Genomic DNA, 6,677 nt, shown 5'->3' on the forward strand with positions numbered 1-6,677 from the left:
TACAGTACAACTCATGAAAATCGGACCGTCGTTCCATATGCAGGAACAATGAAGCCCGACCAGCCACGCGCAAGCCCCGGCTGGAAATCTTCAGCACCAGGCCAGCCCTTTCAATCCAGCATAGAAGGTGACACAGACATGGCAGGTAACGGCAGCATGACTTCAGCAGGCGAGACAACCCCGGTCGCGGAAGCCCGGGTGCTCATCGATCCCTACCGCGACTGGACGGAAGGCGAGAATATCCCGATTCATCTGGACTTCGGGCATAACCTGCTGGCGCTCGAGACGGCGCGCTGGGATCGCTACGACGCCCGTGGCTGCTTCGCCCATACGCACGGCGCCGGCGATTTCATGGCGAACTATGTGCTGGAAGTCGAGGGCGGCAAGAAGACGCGCCCGGTCAAGCATCTGTACGAGATGTTCTGCTACGTGCTGGCCGGCCATGGTTCGACCAAGGTCTGGTTGCCGAACGGCGAAACCCGGGTCTTCGAATGGGGACCGAAGGCCGTGTTCGCCATTCCGCTGAATTGCCATTACCAGATCTTCAACGCCACCGGCGCCACGCCCGTGCGCATTTCGTGCACCAACAACGCCCCGATCACCATCAACCTGTACCACAACATCGATTTCGTGTTCGACAATCCGTTCGCCTTCCCGGAACGTAGCGGCGCGGCCAGGCATTTCGACGGCGAGGGCGAGCACACGGCCTATACGCACAAGTCGAACACGATCAATCGCAATGTGTGGGAAACCAATTTCGTTCACGACGTGTCGAGCTTCAGGCTGTACGAATTCGAGGAGCGCGGCCCGGGATCGACCAACGTCAGTTTCATCCTGGCCGACGGCACCATGCATGCGCACGTGTCGCAGATTCCGAAGGGACGCTACAAGAAGGCGCACCGCCATGCGGCGGGCACCCACGTCCACGCGGTCGACGGCGAAGGCTATTCCCTGCTGTGGTACGAGGGCGATTCGGAATTCCGCGAAATCCCGTGGAAGCACGGCTACATGTACACGCCGCCGTTCTGGATGTTCCACCAGCACTTCAATACCTGCGCGCAGCCGGCGCGCTACCTGGCCTGCAGCCTGGGCAGCCGGCGTTATCCATTCATTTCGCTGAGGCGCAAGAGCTCCGAGGGTGCGGGGTCGATCTCGCTCACCCAGGGCGGGCGCCAGCTCGAGTACGAGGACCAGGATCCTCGCATCCATCGCAAGTGGCTGGAGGCACTGCGCGCGAGTGGCGTGGCGTCCGAGATGGGCGGCGTGTTCGACGAGCCGGCGATACTCGCATTGCCGCCCGAAAGCCTGTCCGGACCGATCCGCATGCCGAGGTCGACCGGCCCCGCCGTCTAGCCCAGGGAGGCCGGGATGCCGCACGATCTCGATCTGGATCACGAGCATGAACAATTGGACGAGGCCAGGCGGGCGGCGATTGCACAGCTGATCTGGGAGCAGGACACGATCGCACTGCGCACGGTAGGCATCGACATCGGCAGCTCCACCTCGCACCTGCTGTTCGCGCAGGTGACGCTGAGACGCTGTACCGAAGGCCTGTCCAGCCGCTTCGCCGTGGTCGACCGGCGGGTGCTGTGGCGCTCGCCCATCATGCTGACGCCTTTCCTGCCGGATGGCACGATCGACTCGCACGAGCTTGCCCATTTCGTGGACCACGCCTATCACGACGCAGGCCTCGCCAGGACCGACATCGACAGCGGCGCCGTGATCCTGACCGGCGAGGCCATCAAGCGCAGCAACGCGCGCCTGATCGACGAGATCTTCGCCCGGGAATCGGGGAAATTTGTCTGCGCCACGGCCGGCCACAAGCTGGAAAGCATCCTGGCCGCGCATGGATCGGGCGCGACTGCCTTGTCCCGGCGCAGGGGCGAATGCGGCCTGCACATCGACATCGGCGGCGGCACCACCAAGCTGGCCCTGATCGACAAGGGCGAGATCGTCAGCGTGGCGGCGTTCGCCGTTGGCGGCCGCCTGCTGGCCCAGGACGCAAGCGGTGCATGGACGCGCTGCGACGAACCCGCGCGCCTGGTGGCCGGGCAGCTGGGCATCGACGTGTCGCCAGCCAGTCTGGCGCGCGCCTCGGCCCGACTGGCGATTGCCAGGCGCCTGGCGCACATCGTCGCCGACCAGATCGCCGGAACCACCCTCGACGGCCTCGGCCGTGCCCTCGCCCTGACCGCACCGCTGGAGCGCAGCGTGCAGCCCCGTTTCATGAGCTTTTCCGGCGGCGTGGCGGAATACATTTTCGGCCGCGAGCATGCGAGCCACGGCGACATCGCCGAGTTGCTGGCGCGCGAAATCGTCGGCCAGATCAAGGCGCGCATCGCGATTCCCGTCATCGAGCCCCTGGAGCGCATACGCGCGACCGTGATCGGCGCATCCCAGTTCACGGTACAGGTCAGCGGCAAGACCATCCATGTGTCCGACCCCGGCCTGCTGCCGGTGCGTAACGTGCCGGTGCTTCACCTGGGTGCGGACATGTCCGGCCCCATCGATCCCGGGCAGGTGGCCGCAGCCCTCCACGACAGCGCCGCCATGCTGGATCTTGCGCCTGGTGCGCAGCTGGCGATCGCGTTCAAGTGGCAGGGAGAACCCGAGCATGCCCGGCTGTTCGCGATGGCCAGCGCGATCATGCGCTTCGCGGCGCCGGCCGGCAAGCGCAGCGCAGCCCTGTTCCTGATGATCGATGGCGACGTGGCGGCTTCCCTCGGCCGCATCCTGCACCGGGAACTGGGACTGGACGGCAGCCTGGCGGCGATCGACGGCGTCAGCCTGCGCGAGCTGGACTTCGTCGATGTCGGTGAGCTCCTCGAACCGCCCGGCGTGGTGCCGGTGGTGATCAAGTCCCTGCTGTTTCCTTCCGATGAAGGAACAGGCGCCCAATCTCCCATTGTCTGAAGTCTAAAGAAAGCTTATGCATAAAATTGTCTTCATGCGCCACGGTGAATCCACCTGGAACCTCGAGAATCGCTTCACCGGCTGGACCGACGTCGACCTGACGGAGAAAGGCGAACACGAGGCGCGCAGCGCCGGCGCCATGCTCAAGGAAGCGGGTTTCAGCTTCGACCTGGCCTACACCTCGGTGCTCAAGCGTGCGATCCGCACACTGTGGCTGACGCTCGATGAAATGGACATGATGTGGGTGCCCGTGAAGAACGACTGGCGCCTCAACGAACGCCACTACGGCGCGCTGTCGGGCCTGAACAAGGCGGAAACCGCCGCCCGGTATGGCGACGCCCAGGTGCTGGAATGGCGCCGCAGCTACGACACCCCGCCGCCGCCCCTGGCATCGGATGCGCTGGGCAAGCTGTCCAGTGACCCGCGTTACGCCCATGTGCCGAGGACTAGCATTCCGCACACCGAATGCCTGAAGGATACCCTCGCCCGCGTGATGCCGGCATGGAACGAAGAAATTGCACCTGAGATCCGCGCCGGCAAGAAGGTCCTGATTTCAGCGCATGGCAACAGCCTGCGCGCCTTGATCAAGATGCTCGATGGACTCAGTGACGAAGCCATTGTCGGTCTAAACATTCCTAACGGCCAGCCGCTGGTGTATGAACTGGACGCTGAGCTCAGGCCGATCCGCCATTATTACCTGGGTGACCAGGAGGCGATTGCCGCTGCCGTGGACGCGATGAGCAATCAAGGAAAGGCCAGGTAAGCCTGCTTGTTTGCCTGGTGTCTTAGCGCAGGGAGGATCGAACTCAAGGCCGATCGTCATCGAGCGCCGCGACAGCGGCGCGCAAAAAAGCCTCGGTCATGCGCCGGGGCTTTGCTGTTTATCCTCCCTCCGGGTACTCCCGAGCGTGACGGGCTCATTGCCCGCTGACAGAGTGCACCGGGGCAACCGGGGGCTTTGGGCCGATATGCTTGCTGAGGAAATCGAGCAAGGTGACGTAATACTTGTATTGGTTCTTCACATAGACCAGGCCATGCCCTTCTTCCTCGAAAGCGAGCCAGGTTACGGTTTTTCCGTACTGCTCCAGTGCCTCGCGCATCTTCTTACCGTGCGATATCGGCACCCGCTCGTCTTCTTCACCGTGCATCAATAACACCGGCGACTGGATCTTTGCGGCGTGTTTGAGCGGTGAAACAGGATCGAAGAATTCGGCGCCGAGATTCTTGTCCCCGATCCGATGCATCATCATTTGGCGACTCACCTTGTTGAATGATCTATCGGACCAGTCGGTATACATGTGCGCGACGTCGGTGACGCCAGCGAAGCTGACGCCGCACTTGTACAGGTGCGGCGTTTTTACGAGGCCCCACAATGCGGCATAGCCGCCATAGCTTGCGCCGACAATACACACCCGGTCCGGATCTGCGATGCCTTGTTTGACGAGATGCTCGACACCGGCAGTAATATCGTCCTGCATGGCGCGTCCCCATTGGCGATAGCCGGCTTCCTCGAATTTCCGGCCGAAACCCGCTGAGCCGCGAAACTGGGGTTGCAACACCAGATAACCCTGGCTTGCGATGATCTGGACATCTGCATCGAAATACCAGGCGTCGCGTGCAATCGGGCCGCCATGGATCAACACGACCAGCGGCGCCGGTCCTGCAGGACGTTCAGGGCGCGTCAGGTAGGCCGGAATCGTCAACCCGTCTGGAGTCGGATACGCGATCACTTCCATCGGCCGAAGCTTTTCACGATCGAGCTCGGCCTGCTTTCGTCCCAGTATCACCAGGCGCTTCTTTGCGATGTCGAACAAATACCAGGAACCGGGGTCGACATCGCCGGCGGATTCGATCAACACCACCGTTTTCGGATCGCCCGACAGCACATTGAATCGCTTCGGGAGCAAAGCATCGACCTGCAGCTGCATGCGCCGCCATGCGGCGTCGAACCAGACCTGTTGAGGCAACATGCCGGAGGTGACCACATAATCGAATGCTTCCCGGTCGATACCATCCCAGGAGACGATATCCTGCGCGGGATGCCCGGCCAGCATGTCGGTCTGTTTCAGCTGTTTGACGTCATAGTTGAACAGGGCGTAGGTGTCGCGGCCGAAACGTGAATTGATCACCAGCGTGTCCGGCTCGTCGGGCACGTACACGGGAACCCAATAATCGTCCGTGATCTTGAACTCGGCCAGTTTCGTCCACTCGCCTCGCTCGCTCGGCCGGTACCAGTTGGTGATCGTGGTGACATCCTTGAAGAAGGCCGAGTTCATCAGCGTGACCGCACGCAGGTTGCCTTTCCTGTCGAGCGCCCATTTGATCGGCTTGCCGGACGGCGTGGAAAAGCTCTTGCATTTGACGGCACGGATATCGCACAGGGACAGATCGCCACCGTCGACGTCCCTGCTGACCAAGACCTTTCCAGGATCCTTTACCGGATCCACAGCCTTCATCACGCGCTCGCCCACCCCCATTAGTCGTTTTCCTGTCAGGCTGAGGGCCTCGGCCTCCAGGCCATAGTCGACTAGGAGCACATCATTCGCCGCCCAGGATACGCCACGCGGAGACTTGTGATATCTCCATCTGCTGGTTGTGGCATATCTCCCTTCGACCAGCTTCTTCGTCTCCAGTGTTTCCGCATCGATCAGGACCAGGCCGTGGTTGGTGCCGTTATAGAGGATTGCCGCGACATGTTTGCCGTCGGGCGAAAGGCTTGCGCTGAGCATGCCTGAAGGGTCGATCGCTTCGTCGATCGTCAGCGGCTCGGATCGAACAGATGGCATGAGCAATGCGCAAAGCAATGCGCAGATAACGAGCCGTGGCATTGTGATTTTCCTGATGAGGAAGCGCTACTACAACAAAGAATATTAATTATGTACCAAATGCCGACCGGCAGCGATCTAGCTGGTATGGTCTGCCGATGTGGAGGCCGGCTGCATGGATGCGAGCAGCTCGTCGTACCATCGGGACTGGCGTGTCTTGTTCAGCCGGTACCAGGCCTTGGCAGTCTCCGGACGCCACACCTTGAGCATCTTGAGCACTTCATACGAGAACTCGAGCGGCGCCAGGCCGGTTGCGGTAATCAGGTTGGCGCCGCGGACTGCGGGCTCCTTCCTGTAATGCGTTTCGCCCCGGTACTTCGGGCATGACTGCTTCAGGAAACCCAAGTCATCGCTCGTGTGGCGGCGGGCATCGAGTGCACCGACTGAGGCCAGGCCAACCGTGGCGCCGCAAATTGCGGCGACGTGATGACCTTGGTCGAGCGCGTCACGGGCAAATTCCAGGATGGGCTTCACTCGCGGCTGGTCCCAGATTTCCGAGCCCGGCAACAGCAAGAGGTCATCCTGCTCGAGGCGGAGCTCGTCAATTGAAAGGTCGGGAACCAGAGTCATGCCGCCCATGCTTCTGACTTCAGCGTTTGTCGCGCCGACTTTCAGGAGACTGAAGTCCATCGAGGGATTGGCGAAGAAGCGGCGGCTGTGCAATTCGGCCGTCAGGTAAGCAATTTCCCAGTCGGCCAGCGTATCCAGTACGACAAGATAGACTTTCAACATGCCCTCCTTCACCAAGTATGGAAGAGAAAAACAAAAAACCCCACCAGGATCACCTGGTGGGGTTTTTCTTATAACTAGCCTGACGATAACCTACTTTCACACTGGTTGCAGCACTATCATCGGCGCAAAGTCGTTTCACGGTCCTGTTCGGGATGGGAAGGGGTGGGACCGACTTGCTATGGTCATCAGGCATGACTTGTACGAGTG

5 protein-coding genes and 1 rRNA gene are annotated in these 6,677 nt (G+C 61.4%); 3 read left to right on the top strand and 3 right to left on the bottom strand.

Features of this window, described 5'->3' with window-relative positions:
- The first annotated feature begins 156 nt into the window (after positions 1-156).
- Genes H162_RS0125905 through gpmA form a run of 3 tightly spaced genes read left to right on the top strand, consistent with a single transcriptional unit; the run spans position 157 to position 3,676 of the window.
- Positions 157-1,353 (top strand): cupin domain-containing protein, encoded by a 1,197-nt coding sequence (locus H162_RS0125905; RefSeq protein WP_211223747.1) that lies wholly within the window; start codon positions 157-159, stop codon positions 1,351-1,353.
- Between the two features lie 15 nt (positions 1,354-1,368).
- The gene (locus H162_RS31975) at positions 1,369-2,913 is read left to right on the top strand and encodes an ethanolamine ammonia-lyase reactivating factor EutA (protein WP_156885809.1); all 1,545 of its coding nucleotides are present in this window, start codon (positions 1,369-1,371) and stop codon (positions 2,911-2,913) included.
- Positions 2,914-2,929: 16 nt separating this feature from the next.
- Positions 2,930-3,676 (top strand): 2,3-diphosphoglycerate-dependent phosphoglycerate mutase, encoded by a 747-nt coding sequence (gene gpmA / locus H162_RS0125915; RefSeq protein ID WP_020656396.1) that lies wholly within the window; start codon positions 2,930-2,932, stop codon positions 3,674-3,676.
- A gap of 154 nt (positions 3,677-3,830) precedes the next feature.
- Here the strand turns inward: gpmA and H162_RS0125920 are convergent, their stop codons facing one another.
- The 3 genes from H162_RS0125920 to rrf form a co-directional block, all read right to left on the bottom strand.
- Positions 3,831-5,741, bottom strand: coding sequence for an alpha/beta hydrolase family protein (locus H162_RS0125920; RefSeq protein WP_020656397.1), 1,911 nt, complete (start codon positions 5,739-5,741; stop codon positions 3,831-3,833).
- A 75-nt stretch (positions 5,742-5,816) separates the two neighbouring features.
- Positions 5,817-6,470 carry a type 1 glutamine amidotransferase family protein gene (locus H162_RS0125925; protein WP_020656398.1) on the bottom strand — a complete coding sequence of 218 codons (654 nt, stop codon included), beginning with the start codon at positions 6,468-6,470 and terminating at the stop codon, positions 5,817-5,819.
- 77 nt (positions 6,471-6,547) lie between these two features.
- A 5S ribosomal RNA gene (gene rrf / locus H162_RS0125930) occupies positions 6,548-6,660 on the bottom strand.
- Positions 6,661-6,677 lie beyond the last annotated feature (17 nt).

The organism is Massilia niastensis DSM 21313, assembly GCF_000382345.1.
GTDB lineage: Bacteria > Pseudomonadota > Gammaproteobacteria > Burkholderiales > Burkholderiaceae_D > Telluria > Telluria niastensis.

What these genes read in the sequence shown, in the direction of transcription:
- H162_RS0125905 (WP_211223747.1), top strand. Translation starts at nt 157, where the DNA reads ATGACTTCAGCAGGCGAGACAACCCCGGTCGCGGAAGCCCGGGTGCTC.
- H162_RS31975 (WP_156885809.1), top strand. Translation starts at nt 1,369, where the DNA reads ATGCCGCACGATCTCGATCTGGATCACGAGCATGAACAATTGGACGAG.
- gpmA (WP_020656396.1), top strand. Translation starts at nt 2,930, where the DNA reads ATGCATAAAATTGTCTTCATGCGCCACGGTGAATCCACCTGGAACCTC.
- H162_RS0125920 (WP_020656397.1), bottom strand. Translation starts at nt 5,741, where the DNA reads ATGCCACGGCTCGTTATCTGCGCATTGCTTTGCGCATTGCTCATGCCA.
- H162_RS0125925 (WP_020656398.1), bottom strand. Translation starts at nt 6,470, where the DNA reads ATGTTGAAAGTCTATCTTGTCGTACTGGATACGCTGGCCGACTGGGAA.